1 protein-coding gene is annotated in these 647 nt (G+C 65.1%); it reads left to right on the top strand.

What is annotated here, in order from left to right; genetic code table 11:
- Positions 1 to 550 (top strand): hypothetical protein (locus NW837_RS15650; RefSeq protein ID WP_414332612.1); only part of this gene is annotated, 550 nt, incomplete at its 5' end.
- Between the last annotated feature and the right edge of the window lie 97 nt (positions 551 to 647).

Below are 647 nucleotides of genomic sequence, written 5' to 3'. Positions count from 1 at the left end.
GGAGGTGGTGGACGCCTTCTACAAGTACCCCTCGCTGCCGATGGTCGAGACGCCGCAAGTGGTGGTGGACGCGGTTCAGCGCGGCGTGCAGGAAGGGCTGTTCGCCGTGCAAATCGGCGAGCGGGTTTACTTCAAGGAGCCTGTGTCGCTTGGCGAGGGTGAGTACGGCGCGACGGTGCGCACCGACTACACGCCGCCTGCTACAGAGCCGTCCGAGCCGACCGCGCCTACACATGGCGATGCGACGCCTAAGCCCGAGCGCGTTATCGAGAACGGCGTCGAGCTGCTCCCCCCACCCGCTGCGTCCACCTCCGCGTCGACGCCCGCACCTCGCTACCGACGCTACGCCCTGCGCGCCCGATTCTCCACCGACAAGTTCTCGGAGGTCTTCTCCAGCGTCATCAAGCCCCTCCTCGACGAGTCGGGGCGCAGCTTCACCTTCACAATAGAGTTCGAGGTAGACGGCGAGCTGCCGAAGCAAGTGGTCGATATGCGCGTGTCGGAGTCGGCGCGGCAGCTTGGTCAAGTGGAACGCGAGGAGAAGGCATAGCGATGGACGCGCCGCTACGCGAAGGGCAGGTGCTGCATTCCAGCCGCTACCCTGAACCTGTAGAGGTTATCAAGCTGGAGCCTTACGGGGGGGATGG

The sequence above is a fragment of the Synechococcus sp. R6-10 genome (assembly GCF_047461815.1).
Lineage (GTDB): Bacteria > Cyanobacteriota > Cyanobacteriia > Thermostichales > Thermostichaceae > Thermostichus.
Note: the sequence above shows the minus strand (reverse complement) of the source record. Positions and strands in the feature narration are given on the sequence as shown.